This window comes from Halorubrum sp. SD41, assembly GCF_058630335.1.
Genome location: NZ_JBZVGZ010000030.1, coordinates 23,542 through 36,700, shown reverse-complemented (window position 1 = coordinate 36,700; position 13,159 = coordinate 23,542). Strand labels below are relative to the sequence as shown.

The following is a 13,159-nucleotide window of genomic DNA, read 5'->3' as shown; positions in this document are numbered from 1 at the left end:
TGGGTTTTTTTAAAAGAGGGTGCGGGGGGGCGCCCCCCAGGGGCCCCGCGACGGGGGGTGGGCCGTCCCGGGGAGGGTGGCGAGGGCGCCGCGGGCGCCAGCGACGAGGCTGGGGAGGTGTGAGGCTGCGGTGCTGTGCGGTTGCGGTGCGGGGCGGGGTGGGACTCAAAGGGGCAGCCGCGAGGACGAAGACGCGCGACGTAAGGACCGCAGGCGCGAACGGAGTGAGCGCCGAGGACCGCAGCGAGCGCATCGAGTCCTCGCGGCTGGGGCTTTGGAGGTGTGCGCCATCGAGTGATGGTTACCTGTGTATCGCCGAGCGGCTGGGGCTTTGGAGGTGTGCGCCATCGAGTGATGGTCACCTGTGTATCGCCGAGCGGCTGGGGCTTTGGCGGTGGTCGCCGTCGATCCGCAGTCAACCATTTATAAGAACTCGGTTGGTACGTTGGTGGTGTTCACCGCCGATCCGCCATCATCCATTTATAGGGATTTGTTGAAATCCTCAGAGGTTGATAGTTTCACACCCCAAATCGCTCAGTACAGGTGAACTACTGAAGGTTTCTGGGGTTTACTCCGTGGAGGAGTCGTTATATTTCTATTTTTCCTCAGATACGACACCTGATTGGCTCGGGCCAAATCGCCGTAAAGCAAACGCAACAGTAGATGATACAATCCCTATTGGGAGGCCATAGAAGATTGCTGTCCCCACGCCGGTTAAAAGTCCATAGTCAGGTTGGGGGTGATTAAGCGAGATGACACTATACAGGGCGGAGCCGCTTATGACGATCACGGCGACGGCGATACTCACGAGTATCCCGTCGTTGCGATATGTGTGTATCCCTGCCAGAATAATCGCTGATACCGTGACTCCAAGAAATGAGTTTCCCATACCGGAATTTCCAACAAGATAGAGTTGACCGAAGAACAAGGCCATGAGAATGACCGAGTACCCGAGATACCGAAGTGATAGGTTCAACGACTTCCCGAGAAGAAGCGATTCTAGCCGTGAGTCCATACACCACGCTGACTCACTGGTCATATAAGCTTTTTACCGAGAAGATCGCGGGAAATTAGACATATAGATAGTACCCAAAACGAGCAGGTACTCTATGACCGGGTTCAATACGCACTCTTCAGCGACCGGCTGTTTCAGACGATAGTGTGTCTGAAGAATAGAATTTCAACAGAGCCATTTATAAGCAAATAGCCGAATCGACGAACCCGAAAAAAATACGCCTCGATTACTGATTAGAACGCGCTCTCGCCCACCGTCTTCCGGTAGGTCGCCCGGCCGGTGTGCGCCGAGTCGTCCCACGACTCCACGTCGACGATGATCCGCGTGTTGATCGCGTCGGCCGGCGCGCCCTCGATCCGCAGCGTCGAGTCGCCGATGCGGGCGACGTGGCCGCCGCGGCCCTCACCGGCACTACCGCCGCCTTCGCCGGCACCGCCGTCCTCCTCTCCGGTCACCATCACTTCGAGGACGTCGCCGGCCGCGTAGTCCGGCGTCGACCCGCGGAACGACCAGCCGGCGAGGAACTTGTCGAAGACGCTCACGCGCGCGACACCTCCTCGGAGACGCGGTCGGGAATGTACTCCCGCCCGAAGCCGGTGATCGCGGCGAGGACGAATATCGCCACGAGGAACCAGCCGTGGAACACGTACGGCACGACCTCGATCGGGTTGACGACCATCTCGGGGCCGTACTCGGCGCCGAGCCCGTCGGGGCCGACCATCACCTGGTACCCGACCAGCACGCCGCCCGCCCACGGGAAGATGTAGCCGAGCGCGGAGGTGTTGGCGTCGAGGATATTCGCGCGACGGTAGCCGTTGATGTTGAACTTCTCGCCGATGCGGGCGATGTACGGGGCGATCGCGATCTCCGCCGCGGTGTTTATCGTGATCATCCCGTTGATCGTCGCGGTGCCGAGGACCATCGTGAGCTCCGCCCGGCGGACGGTGGTCGCGACGCGGTCGAGGAGGAACGTCTGGATCGCCTCGAAGCCGCCGCCGCGGATCATGATCTGCGCCATCGCGACGATCAGGAGCGTGAGGACGATCAGCGGGAAGAACCCGACCGCGCCGGAGTAGAGGCTCCCGCCGACGCCGGCGGTCTCACCGACCTCGACGACCGGCAGCCCGGAGAGCGACCCGGCCTCCGTGACGGTGAAGACGACGATGTCGCTCGCGCTCGATAACCCGAACAGGAGGTTGAAGGCGATCGCGACGAGCAGCCCCCACGAGATCGCCTCGACGATGTGGCGGCCGGCGACCGCCGTGAGGATGACGATCCCCATCGAGAGCAGGTGAACGAGCCCGAGCGCGTTCGCGGACTCGCGGAGCGCGACGGCGCCCTCCAGGCTCACCCCGGACATGACGGAGCCGGCGATCAGGTACGCGGCGAACGCCGGGACCGCCGCCCCGATCGCGTACTTGAACCGCGAGGCGACGACGCCGCCGATGTCGGCGTCCTGCGTCACCGCGCTCACGATCGTCGTGTCGCTGACGGGCGCGAGGTTGTCGCCGAAGACGGCCCCGGACAAGATCGCGGCGAACAGCAGCACCGGGTTCGCGCCGATGAGGACGCCGGCCGGGAAAAAGAGGGTGACGAACGCGACGGTCGCGCCGTACCCCGTGCCGATGCCGGTCGCGAGGAGGCCGCAGAGGACGAACGCGGCCGCCGGGAACGTCGACGCGCCGACGTTCAGGGCGTCGGCCGCGAAGATGAGCCCCTCGACGAAGCCGCCGGTCTGGAGCGTCTGGGCGAACATCCCGGCCCACAGCCACGCGACGATGGCGGTCGCGGCCACGCGCTGGGTCATCCCCTCGAAGATGGTGTCGGCGTACGCCTTCCAGTCGCCGCGGACGAGGAACATCCCGAGGGTCGTCCCGATCAGCGCGCCGACGACGAGGCCGTTGGTGTCGCCGATCCCGAGGACGCCGCTCTGGAGGATCGCCCAGGCGATGAAGAAGACGAGCGGGACGGTGCTCGCCCACTTCCCCCCGCGGAACTCGATCCGCGGGCCGTCGCCGTCCTGCTCGCCGACGCCGAACTCGCTTCCGTCGGGCGACTCCACGCCGTCTGTCGACCTCCCGCCGTCGGTCGCCGGCGGGTCCCCGTCTCTGGTTTCGGTCATCTATCGGTCACACCGCTCCGAACATCCACGACTCACCTAAATCCTCCCTTCCGCGGAGCGCTCGTGCGGAACAAATCCGCGAGCGGCGCGGCACGAACGAGGATGGACGGGCGCGAGGGCGGCCGCACCGCTCCGCCCCACAAGAACACCCTTAAGGACCCCGGCGGCGACTCCGCAGACGGGAACAGCACAGCTGCAGATCCGACTCGCCGGGGCCCTTTCGCCCGCGGCTTGGGAATGTAGCAGTGCGCCGACGCCTCCGACGTCGCGGTCGGGCGGGCCGCTCGCGCGGGCCGTCCGGTCGGATCGCTCGCTCCGCGAGGGATTCGTAGCCGCGTCGCGCGGAGTCGCGGTCACGTTGCGGTTGTGCCGTTCCAACCAGACAGACAATGGCACGAATGCACACGCGCCGTCGCGGTTCGTCCGGTTCGGACAAGCCGGCGACGGACGAGACCCCGGAGTGGAGCGACGTCGACGCCGAGGACATCGAGTCCCGCGTCGTCGAACTGGCGGAGCAGGGCCACGACCCCAGCGTCATCGGCCTCAAGCTGCGCGACGAGGGCGTCAAGGGCGTCCCGGTCCCCGACGTGAAGCTGGCGACCGGCAAGAAGGTCACCGAGATCCTCGAAGAACACGACGCCGACGCCGAGATCCCGGAAGACCTCCGCAACCTCATGTCGCAGGCGATCCGCCTGCGCGAGCACATGGAAGAGAACGGGCAGGACCACCAGAACAAGCGCGCGCTCCAGAACACGGAGTCGAAGATCCGCCGCCTCGCGAACTACTACCGCGGCGACGAGATCGACGAGGAGTTCACGTACACCTACGAGAACGCCGTCGAGTACCTCGAGGAGTAACGCGGCCTCACGCGGCGACTGCCGAGCCGCCACCGACACCGAGACCCAACCCACATGACCGAAGCGACGTCCGCCACGCCCGCCCCCGACGCGCTCGCCGGCGTCCTCGCAGACGCGCCGTTCGTCCGGCTCGTCGCGACCGACGACGGCGACGCGCTGGCAGCGGCCGGGCTGCTCGCGCGAGCGCTCCGAGCGACGGGCACGCCGTTTCAGGCGCGCGTCGACCCCGACCCGGTCCCCGACGACGTCGACGACGGCGTCGCGGTGGCCGTCGGCGTCGACCGCGGCCCGCACGCGATTCCGGGCACGGGACGGCCGGCGAGCGCGGCGGCCTTCGCGGTCGCCCGCGAACTCGGCGTCGAGCCCGACCCCGTGGTCGCGCTCGCCGGCGTCGTCGCGGCCGGGTCGATCCCCGGCGCCGACGGCTCCGGCGACGCGCTCGACGCCGCGGAGCGGGCCGGCCGCGTCGAGCGGCGGCCCGGCGTCGCGCTCCCGGTCTCGGGAACGGTCGACGAGGAACCGTCCCGAGCGGAGGCCCTCGCGGCCTCGACGCTCGCGCGGACCCGGTACTCCGGCGACCCCGAGGCGGCGCGCGACGCGCTCGCCCCCCTCGAACTCCCGACCGACCCCGACGCCGACGACCGCCGGCGCCTCGCGTCGCTGGTCGCGGTCGACGCGGTCGACGGCGACGACGCGAGCGAGCGCGCGGCCTCGGCAGTCGAGCGCGCGCTCCGCCCGTACGCGATGGACGGCCCGTTCGAGACGGTCGGCGGCTACGCCGACGTGCTCGACGCGCTCGCCCGGGAGGCGCCCGGGACGGGCGTCGCGCTCGCGCTCGCGGGCGACCCGGACGACTCGCTCCGGACGGCCGCGCTCGACGCGTGGCGCCGCCACGGCCTGGCGGCGCACCGCGCGCTCGACGCGGCGACCGTCGGCCGGTACGACGGCTGCGTCGTCGCCCGTGTCGACGCCGCGGCGGCCGACGGCTCGCCCGCGATCCTGCCGACGGTCGCCCGACTCGTCCGGGACTTCCGGTCGCCGGAGCCCGTCGCGATCGCGCTCGACGAGGGCACCGGTCGGCTGGCGGCGGCCGCGATCGAGCCGACCGGCCTCGGCAACGCCTGCCGCACCGCCGCCGGCGAGGTCGGCGGCGACGGCTGGGGGACCCCCGAACGCGGGGGGATCGCCGTCGAGACGGACGCGAACGACGGCGGCGACGCCGACATCACGGCGGCGCTGGCCGCGCTCAGGGAGGCGATCTGAGATGCCCGAGGAGACCCGCCGGACCGCGACGGTCCGGACGACGCACGCCGACGCCGCGACGGTCGCGGCCGCGCTCGGGCCGGACGAGACCGACTCGATGCGCACGCGCGTCGACGGCGACGTCGTCGCTTGTACCGTCGCGCGGCCGACGACCGGGGGGCTCCAGTCGACGCTGGACGACCACCTCGTGAACCTGCGCGTCGCCGACCGGGTCATCGACCGAGCGCGCGATCACGCCACCGCCGACGCAGACGCCGCGAACGCCGACGCCGCGGACGCCGCGGCTCCACTCGACTCCACAGACGAACCGCAGACGACCGACACCGACACACAATCCGACACATGAGCGAACGATCCGTATCCAAGAGCAGAGAACAGAAGCGCTGGTACACCGTGCTGGCGCCCGAACAGTTCGACCGGCAGGAGCTCGGCGAGACGCTCGCCGAGGAGCCCCAGCAGGTCGTCGGCCGCACGATCACGACGACGCTCGACCAGCTGACGGGCGACTCCAACGCGAACAACACCAAGCTAACCTTCAAGATCACCGACGTCGGCAGCGACTCGGCGTACACCGAGTTCATCAAGTACGAGCTGACGCGGGACTACCTGCGCTCGCTCGTCCGCCGCGGCGCCTCGAAGGTCGAGGCGTCGATCACGGTGCTGACGACGGACGACTACCGCGTCCGCGTCCAGCCCGTCGCCTTGACGACGAAGAAGGCCGACCGCTCGCAGGAGAAGGCGATCCGCCGCGTGATGATCGACAAGGTCCACGCCGCCGCCGAGGAGCGCACCTTCGAGGCGTTCGTCGACGCGATCGTCGACGGGAACCTCTCGTCGGCCATCTACGGCGACGCCAAGGAGATCTACCCGCTCCGCCGCGTCGAGGTCCAGAAGCTGACCCTCGAAGCGCGTCCGAGCGAGGTCGCCGCCGAGGAGGAGGCCGCCGTCGACGTCGACGCCGACGAAGTGGCCGTCGACGCCGACGAGTAACGTCTCGCCGTCGGAGCGACCGTTTTGCGTTTATCGACCGCGGAGCGGCCGCGCCGGCGCGCGAGGAGGTCATCATGAACGAGGCTCCGCTCGGCGGCTCTATTTATAAACACAACTCCCGATTGCTGTGCGGGACTGCGGTGGCGCGTGCCTGCGAGCGGCCGCCACCGGCGGCCGCGAGACAGCACCGCGCGAGGGAGTCAGTCGCCGGAGCGAAGCGGAGGCGACTGACGAGGCTGGGGAGGTGAGAGGTGCTGTGCGGAGCGGTGCGGGGTGGGACTCAAAGGGGCAGTCGCGAGGGCGGCGCAGGCGACGCAAGCACTGGAAGGAGCGAACGGAGTGAGCGACTGAAGCGCGCAGCGAGCGTGCGCCGCCCTCGCGGCTGGGGCTTTGAAGGTGTTCGCCGCCGATCCGGGATCAGTGGTTTATTAGCAAACGATTGGGTATTTGGCGGAGTCCATCGTCGATCCGGAATCTCCGACTTATAAATAGTCGCTCACTTCACGTCTCGCGTCAGCTGCTTCCGGTACGGCTCGAACTCCCACTTTTCGTAGAACGCCGCCGCGCGCTCGTTGTCGACGTCCACGTCGAGGCGGAGTTCGCCGCAGTCCCGCTCGCGCGCATCTACCGCTGCTCGCTCCAGCAACCGGTCCGCCAACCCACTCCCTCGGTACGACTCGTCCACGTAGATGTCTCCCACAACGAGCCGGTCCGGCCGGTCGAACACCTCCGGACACGCGTCGACGCTCGTCGAGACGAACGCGACGAGGTCGTGGTCCGGATCGGGGACCCCGGCGGGCGCGGGCTTCTCGGGGTCGAGGCGTTCGGGACCGAGCGTCCCGGAATCGACGCCGTCCGGAGCGAGTTCCGAATCGACCGATACGACCCACAGCCGGCGGTCCGCGTTCTCGCGGAGCAGGTCGCGCCGAAACTCCGTCTCGGCCGCGATCAGCTCCTCGTCCGGCCGGTCGGCGAGCGCGTGGCTCTCCGCAGCGGCCGCGAGATCGCGGTGGTAGGGGAGCCACAGTTCGGCGGCGTAGCGGCGGAGGGCGTCCTCGTCGGTCGGTAGCCGTCGGATCTCCATAGGGCGGCCACCGGAGCGGGCGGCATACGCTTTCGGGTCGCGTGCCACCCGTCCGCATCCGTCGATATTCGGGAGACGAAAGCTTGAAACGCCGCTCGCCCGACCTCTCGGGTATGGAACTGCGGGTCATCGAGAAGACCGACACGGAACTCCACATCGAGATCGCGGGCGAGGACCACACGTTCATGAACGTGCTGAAGGGCGCCCTGCTGGAGTCGGACGACGTCGCGGCCGCGACCTACGACATGAACCCCGAGCAGTCCGGGGGCCAGACCGAGCCCGTCCTCACCGTCAAGGCCGAGGAGGGCGACCCGCTCGACGTGCTCGCGGACGCCGCCGAGTCGATCACCGAGCGCACCGACGCGCTGCGCGACGCGGTCCGCGCGGCCTGAGCGGGGCCGACTCCCCTTTCGGCCGGGCTCTCTCCGGTTCCTTCCACTCCTCTCTCCGATTCCCTCTACTCCCTCTGTCCCGCTCCACCGCACGCCACGAGGGGCATACCTAAGTGCCGACTCCCGAAACGGGGGTGTATGCCGCCGAGCGTACTCATGCTGGGGTGGGGGTTCCCGCCGAACATCACCGGCGGGCTCGACGTCCACGTGGGGGAACTGTTCACCGGGCTGCGCGACGACCTCGGCGTCGACGTGACGCTGGTGTTGCCCGCGGAGTTCGCGCCCGACGACGAGCCCGGGCTCGAACCCGTCGAGACCGGCGAGGGCGACGTCGCGGCGCGCGTCGGACAGCTCTCCGACCGGTTCGCCGAGCTCGCGCCCGACCACGACGTGATCCACACGCACGACTGGTTCGGCTACGGTCCCGGTCGCGCCGCCGCCCGCGAGTCCGACGCCACCTGGGTCTCCTCGTTCCACTCGCTGGCGAGCGACCGCAACATCGACCCGCCGAGCCGCGAGGTCGAGACCGAGCGCCGGCTCGCGAACGCCGCCGACACGAACATCGCGGTCAGCGAGATCGTCCGCGAGGACATCCGAGAGCTGTACGACGCTGACTCGCGGGTCGTGTACAACGGCTTCTCGACGCCGCAGTTCTCCGGGAAGGACGTGCGCGAGGACCTCGGCATCGACGGCGAGATGCTGTTCTTCGTCGGCCGCCACACCGACCAGAAGGGGATCTCCCACCTCCTGTACGCGACCAAGAAGCTCCGCGGCCGCGACGTGACGCTCGTCGTCGGCGGGTCGGGCCACCAGACCGAGCAGCTGAAGCGGTTCGCGGAGCTGCTCGGCATCGACGACCGCGTCGAGTTCGTCGGCTACGTCCCCGAGGCGGAGCTGGGCGACTACTACGCCGCTTCCGACGCGTTCGTCTCGCCCTCCTACGCGGAGCCGTTCGGGATCACGATCACCGAGGCGCTGGAGGCGGGGACGCAGGTCGTCGCGACCCGCTCCGGCGTCGCCGAGGTCCTCCCCGACGGCTGCCTCGTCGAGGTCGAGACGGACTCCGAGTCGATCGTCGACGGGCTCATCGAAGCGCTCGACCGCGAGGAGCCGCCGCAGTACGAGCGCCGCGAGTGGGGCGACGTCGCAGAGGACACGCTCGCCGTGTACGAAGACGTCGCCTGACCCGTCCGAATCCCCCTTTCGCGAAGCCTTCCGTCAGTCCTCTCCGCCTCGGAACACGTCGAACTCGGTCACCGGCTGCGGGTGCGTGACCCGGAACCCGTCCGCGGTCTCCATCACGCCGCGCGTGCTGCCGGTCGCCCCGCCGTACGGGCTCTCCTCGCCGCCGGCGCCGGCGCCCTGGTACGGCGAGGTGTACGGCGACCCCCCGACCGGGTCGTCGAACCCCTCGGGCGGGAGGTAGATCCGCTCGCCGTCGTCCGACCGCACGACGACGGCGACGTCCCTCGTGCCCGTCACGTCGATGACCGTGCGGTCCTCGGCGATCCGCGCGTCGACATTGATGTCGGTGTCGTCCATGTGGACTCCTGCGACCGGGAGCGGTTTAGCTGTGCCGGCGACGCGACGGGGGTCACCGGCCGTCGAGGCCGCGACGCCCCGGGGAGCGCCGACCCGGCGCGGGTCGCCCGAGCGGTGGTGAATCCTTTTGTGCGGCGGCGCCGAACCTCGCTTCGATGGACGTCAACAGCCATGCCGAGGAGCTCGCCTCCGACCTCGGCGTCGACAAAGAGGAGGTCAAAGCCGACCTGGAGAACCTACTGGAGTACAGCGTCCCGATCGACGAGGCGAAACAGAGCGTCCGCCGGAAGCACGGCGGCGGTGGCGGCGGGTCGTCGCCCACGCCCGACGCCGTCGACGTCGGCGAGATCACGACGGACCACGACGGCGTGACGGTCACCGTTCGCGTGCTCACGCAGGGGACGCGCACGATCCGCTACCAGGGCGACGACCTCACGATCCGCGAGGGGGAGGTCGCCGACGAGACCGGCGTCATCTCCTACACCGCCTGGCAGGACTTCGGCTTCGAGCCGGGCGACTCGCTGACGATCGGCAACGCCGGCGTCCGCGAGTGGGAGGGCGAGCCGGAGCTCAACCTCAACGACTCCACCACCGTCGCCATCGCCGACGAGCCGGTCGAGGTCGACCGCGAGGTCGGCGGCGACCGCAGCCTCGTCGACGTCACGGCCGGCGACCGCGGGCGAAACGTGGAGGTCCGGGTGCTGGAGGTCGACGAGAAGACCATCTCCGGCCGCGACGGCGAGACGGACATCTTAGAGGGGGTCGTCGGCGACGAGACCGCGAAGCTCCCCTTCACCGACTGGCAGCCGCGCTCCGAGATCGAGGCCGGCGCCGACCTCCGGATCGAGGACGTGTACGTCCGGGAGTTCCGCGGCGTCCCCTCGATCAACCTCACCGAGTTCTCGACGGTCACCCCGCTCCCCGACCCGGTCGAGGTCGCCGAGGACGCCCCCCGCCTCTCGGTCGCCGACGCGGTCGGCTCCGGCGGGATGTTCGACGTCGAGGTCGTCGGCAACGTCTTGGAGGTCCGCGACGGCTCCGGGCTCATCGAGCGCTGTCCGGAGTGCGGCCGCGTCGTCCAGAACGGCCAGTGCCGGAGCCACGGCGACGTCGACGGCGAGGACGACCTCCGCGTGAAGGCGATCCTCGACGACGGGACGGACACCGTCACCGTCGTCCTCGACGACGAGCTCACCGCCGAGGTGTACGGCGGCGGCCTCGACGACGCCCTCGACGCCGCGAAGGACGCGATGGACAAGGAGGTCGTCGCCGACGACATCGCCGACACGCTCGTCGGGCGCGCCTACCGCGTCCGCGGGAACCTCTCGGTCGACGACTACGGCGCCACCCTCGACGCGGTCGAGTTCGAGCTCGCGGACGACGACCCGGCCGACCACGCCCGCGCCGCGCTCGCGGAGGTGGGCGAATGAGCGACGACGGGCCGGGCGCGCGGGAGGTCGCTTACCGGGTGTTCGCGGCCGAGTTCGACGACGCGTCCCTCTCCTACTCCGAGAGCGACGAGGAGCGCGCCCCGAACTACGTCGTCACGCCGACCGGCGCGCGGGTGAACCGCCTGTTCACCGCCGGCGTGCTCACCGAGGTCGAGCGCGTCAACGACGAGACGCGCCGCGGCCGCGTCGTCGACCCCTCCGGCGCGTTCGTCACCTACGCCGGCCAGTACCAGCCGGAGGCGCAGACGTTCCTCGAACGCGCCGAGCCGCCGGCGTTCGTCGCGCTCACGGGCAAGGCCCGCACCTTCGAGCCGGAGGACTCCGACCGCGTGTTCACCTCCGTCCGCCCGGAGAGCCTCAACGAGGTCGACGCCGACACCCGCGACCGGTGGGTCGTCTCCGCCGCGGAGGCCACGCTCGACCGCCTCGCGGTGTTCGCGAAGGCGCTCGACTCCGACCTGCGCGGCGAGGAGCTCCGCGCGGCGCTGGAAGCGGGCGGCGCCCCGGCCCCGCTCGCGGCCGGGATCCCGAAGGCGCTCGACCACTACGGCACCACCGCGGCCTACGCCGAGGCGGTCCGCCGGCTCGCGGTCGACGCGCTGGAGCTGATCGCGGGCGACCGCGACGAGGTCCGCGCGCTCGACATCGCCCCCGACGAGGGCGAGGCGACCGCGATCGGCCCGCTCCCCGAGACCGACGTGACGGTCGCGGAGCCGGTCGCGACGGTCGAGGGCGACGAGGCCGCGGGCGAGAACGCCGGCGACGAGCCGGAACCGCCCTCCGAAGAGACCGATGTCGAACCGACCGCGGAGTCGGAATCGAGTGCCGACGCTGAGTCGAGTGCCGACGCCGGATCGACCGAGTCGGAAATCGACGAATCCAGCGAACCCGAGACGGACGACGCGGTCGAGCCCGAACCGACTCCGGCCGACGAGTCAGAGTCGCTCGGCGATGCGGGAGACGCATCCGAGACGACCGACGACGTCGCCGATACTGACGACGGTACCACGACCGACGACGGCGGCCTTGGCGACTTCGACGCTGGCGGGGAAGCGGACGCGACGACGGAATCCGACGGCGACGCGGACGCGACCCCGGACCTCGACCCGGACGCGGACGCCGACGACATGTACCAGCTCGACGACGAGGAGCGCGAGGAGATCGAGTCCGAGTTCGGCACCGACTTCGCGACCGGGACCGAGGTCGACGAGCCCGGCGAGGCCGACATCGACGTGCCCGACCCGGAGGAGATCGCCGAGGAGGCCGAGGACCCCGCCGTGGCCGCGGACGACGCGGTCGCGGCCGGGTCCGAAAGCGACGAGGCCGACGCGGCCGACTCCGCGACCGCCGACGTCGAGACCGAGACCGACGCCGACGCCGAGGCGGACGACGCCGACCTCGAAGCCGCGGCGGTCGCGGCGATGGGCGACCTCGACGACGGCGACGGCGCGCCCCGCGAGGCGGTCGTCGAGCGCGTCGCCGACGAGCACGGCGTCGACCCCGGCGCGGTCGAGGACGCCATCCAGGACGCGCTGATGAGCGGGCAGTGTTACGAGCCCGGCGACGGGCTCCTCAAGCCGATCTGATGGCGCGGGGCGAGCCGACCACCGTCGAACCGGTCGTCGGCGAGTCGGCGGCCGTGGCCGACCTCGGCGGCGAGCGCGCGCTGCTCGTGGCGGATGTCCACGCCGGCATCGAGGTCGGCCTGCGCTACGAGCGCGGCGTCGAACTGGACTCCCGCGCCGACGCGCGTCGCGAGCGACTCTGCGGTCTCGTCGCCGAGACGGCCGCCGACCGGCTCGTCGTCCTCGGCGACCTCGCGCACCGGATCGGAGCGCCCGACGGCGACGAGCGCGCGGAGCTGGAAACCCTGATCCGCGCCGTCACCGACCGCGTGCCGATGACGCTCGTCGAGGGGAACCACGACGCGGGCGTCGCGGCGGCGTTCGCGGACGACCTCGACGTGATCGGCGCCGGCGGCGGCGTGCTCGGGGATACCGTCGCCGTCTGCCACGGCCACACGTGGCCGGACCCGGCGCTCCTCGACGCCGACGTGGTGTGTATGGGCCACGAACACCCCCAAGTGCGACTGGAGGACGCGGTCGGCGGCTCGCGCGTCGAGCGCGCGTGGCTCCGCGGCGAGCTCGACCCCGCGGCGTTCGCCGAGGACGGCGCGGACGGTGTCGGGGACGCCAGCGACACCGACCCGCCCGAACTCGTCGTCTTCCCCGCGTTCAACGAGCGGTCGGGCGGGACGTGGGTGAACGTCGAGGGGCAGTCGTTCCTCGCGCCGTTCCTCCCCGCCGCGCTCCCGGCCGGGGACGCGTACCTGCTCGACGGGACGCGGCTCGGCGACTACCGCCGGATCTGAGCGCCGCGAGCCAGTCTCCCTAGCGCCGCGGGCGCGTCCTCTCGTCGGGCGTGACGGCCGGGACGGTTTTGC

Annotated in this window: 14 protein-coding genes; 9 read left to right on the top strand and 5 right to left on the bottom strand. The window is 70.2% G+C overall.

Features of this window, described 5'->3' with window-relative positions; all coding sequences use genetic code 11:
• Positions 1–595: 595 nt before the first annotated feature.
• The 3 genes from AC4NMM_RS13350 to AC4NMM_RS13340 form a co-directional block, all read right to left on the bottom strand.
• Positions 596–1,015: a hypothetical protein gene (locus AC4NMM_RS13350; RefSeq protein WP_491924470.1), complete on the bottom strand. Its 420-nt coding sequence runs from the start codon at positions 1,013–1,015 to the stop codon at positions 596–598.
• Positions 1,016–1,248: 233 nt separating this feature from the next.
• Positions 1,249–1,557: a DUF7513 family protein gene (locus tag AC4NMM_RS13345; RefSeq protein ID WP_096393667.1), complete on the bottom strand. Its 309-nt coding sequence runs from the start codon at positions 1,555–1,557 to the stop codon at positions 1,249–1,251.
• Positions 1,554–3,137: a Na+/H+ antiporter NhaC family protein gene (locus AC4NMM_RS13340; RefSeq protein ID WP_491924469.1), complete on the bottom strand. Its 1,584-nt coding sequence runs from the start codon at positions 3,135–3,137 to the stop codon at positions 1,554–1,556. The genes AC4NMM_RS13345 and AC4NMM_RS13340 overlap by 4 nt, the downstream gene beginning before the upstream one ends.
• A gap of 389 nt (positions 3,138–3,526) precedes the next feature.
• Between AC4NMM_RS13340 and AC4NMM_RS13335 the strand changes: the two genes are divergently transcribed.
• Genes AC4NMM_RS13335 through AC4NMM_RS13320 form a run of 4 tightly spaced genes read left to right on the top strand, consistent with a single transcriptional unit; the run spans position 3,527 to position 6,247 of the window.
• The gene (locus AC4NMM_RS13335) at positions 3,527–3,994 is read left to right on the top strand and encodes a 30S ribosomal protein S15 (protein WP_121596619.1); all 468 of its coding nucleotides are present in this window, start codon (positions 3,527–3,529) and stop codon (positions 3,992–3,994) included.
• A 54-nt stretch (positions 3,995–4,048) separates the two neighbouring features.
• Entirely contained in the window at positions 4,049–5,257 is a 1,209-nt protein-coding gene (locus AC4NMM_RS13330; protein ID WP_096393665.1) for an exonuclease RecJ, read from the top strand.
• 1 nt (position 5,258) lies between these two features.
• The gene (locus AC4NMM_RS13325) at positions 5,259–5,603 is read left to right on the top strand and encodes a KEOPS complex subunit Pcc1 (RefSeq protein ID WP_491924468.1); all 345 of its coding nucleotides are present in this window, start codon (positions 5,259–5,261) and stop codon (positions 5,601–5,603) included.
• Positions 5,600–6,247, top strand: coding sequence for a 30S ribosomal protein S3ae (locus tag AC4NMM_RS13320; RefSeq protein ID WP_491924467.1), 648 nt, complete (start codon positions 5,600–5,602; stop codon positions 6,245–6,247). Before AC4NMM_RS13325 ends, AC4NMM_RS13320 begins: the two co-directional genes overlap by 4 nt.
• Positions 6,248–6,743: 496 nt before the next feature.
• On the opposite strand, the gene AC4NMM_RS13315 is transcribed toward AC4NMM_RS13320, so the two are convergent.
• Complete coding sequence (locus AC4NMM_RS13315; protein ID WP_491924466.1) at positions 6,744–7,331, bottom strand: GNAT family N-acetyltransferase; 588 nt, start codon at positions 7,329–7,331, stop codon at positions 6,744–6,746.
• Positions 7,332–7,444: 113 nt separating this feature from the next.
• On the opposite strand from AC4NMM_RS13315, the gene AC4NMM_RS13310 reads away from it, so the two are divergent.
• Together AC4NMM_RS13310 and AC4NMM_RS13305 are read left to right on the top strand one after the other, a co-directional pair.
• Positions 7,445–7,723: a DNA-directed RNA polymerase subunit L gene (locus tag AC4NMM_RS13310; protein ID WP_096393661.1), complete on the top strand. Its 279-nt coding sequence runs from the start codon at positions 7,445–7,447 to the stop codon at positions 7,721–7,723.
• Positions 7,724–7,879: 156 nt separating this feature from the next.
• Positions 7,880–8,908 carry a glycosyltransferase family 4 protein gene (locus tag AC4NMM_RS13305; protein WP_096396130.1) on the top strand — a complete coding sequence of 343 codons (1,029 nt, stop codon included), beginning with the start codon at positions 7,880–7,882 and terminating at the stop codon, positions 8,906–8,908.
• 33 nt (positions 8,909–8,941) lie between these two features.
• Here the strand turns inward: AC4NMM_RS13305 and AC4NMM_RS13300 are convergent, their stop codons facing one another.
• Positions 8,942–9,265, bottom strand: coding sequence for a DUF7510 family protein (locus AC4NMM_RS13300; RefSeq protein WP_096393660.1), 324 nt, complete (start codon positions 9,263–9,265; stop codon positions 8,942–8,944).
• 155 nt (positions 9,266–9,420) lie between these two features.
• On the opposite strand from AC4NMM_RS13300, the gene AC4NMM_RS13295 reads away from it, so the two are divergent.
• From AC4NMM_RS13295 to AC4NMM_RS13285, 3 genes are read left to right on the top strand one after another with little or no spacing between them, the layout of a single operon-like run.
• The gene (locus tag AC4NMM_RS13295; protein ID WP_096393659.1) at positions 9,421–10,695 is read left to right on the top strand and encodes a Single-stranded DNA binding protein; all 1,275 of its coding nucleotides are present in this window, start codon (positions 9,421–9,423) and stop codon (positions 10,693–10,695) included.
• Positions 10,692–12,302 carry an RPA family protein gene (locus AC4NMM_RS13290; protein WP_491924465.1) on the top strand — a complete coding sequence of 537 codons (1,611 nt, stop codon included), beginning with the start codon at positions 10,692–10,694 and terminating at the stop codon, positions 12,300–12,302. The genes AC4NMM_RS13295 and AC4NMM_RS13290 overlap by 4 nt, the downstream gene beginning before the upstream one ends.
• Entirely contained in the window at positions 12,302–13,087 is a 786-nt protein-coding gene (locus AC4NMM_RS13285) for a metallophosphoesterase (protein ID WP_491924464.1), read from the top strand. The genes AC4NMM_RS13290 and AC4NMM_RS13285 overlap by 1 nt, the downstream gene beginning before the upstream one ends.
• Positions 13,088–13,159 lie beyond the last annotated feature (72 nt).